Raw genomic sequence first — 429 nt, 5'->3', positions numbered from 1 at the left:
GACATTTAATGATTTTTTAACACTCTTTACAGAGTGGAATTTAGGAGAGCGAATAAGTGATTTGGAAGAATCAAGAAAAGAGATTGAAGATGGTTATGTAATAACTTATTTAGATTCTACCCATTCTGATTTCATTAAAGAAGTGCAGGAAAATCCAGACGAAATGTGGCCAAGAACGTATCTTGCCTATTCTAAATTTAGTTTGAGTGATACCGTACAATTGTTAGGATACGAAATAGACTCTTCTATGCCACAGTATTTTGTATTCATCATAGTAAGCGAAGATGGAAATCACTTAGACAATTTAACTATGAAATCATTAGGGTTCATTGCTTCCGATTACGATCTATTGTTAGCTGCAGATACAACATTGGTTGTAGAAGATAGCGCAAGTGGTGCTCAAAATAAATATAAAATTAGAAATAATCG

The 429-nt window shown here is 32.9% G+C and carries 1 protein-coding gene; it reads left to right on the top strand.

What is annotated here, in order from left to right; all coding sequences use genetic code 11:
• Window positions 1–429: hypothetical protein (locus tag E1163_RS30055; RefSeq protein WP_185155860.1), on the top strand; the 429-nt coding region annotated here is incomplete at both ends.

The sequence above is a fragment of the Fulvivirga kasyanovii genome, from assembly GCF_009711405.1.
Taxonomy (GTDB): domain Bacteria; phylum Bacteroidota; class Bacteroidia; order Cytophagales; family Cyclobacteriaceae; genus Fulvivirga; species Fulvivirga kasyanovii.
Note: the sequence above shows the minus strand (reverse complement) of the source record. Positions and strands in the feature narration are given on the sequence as shown.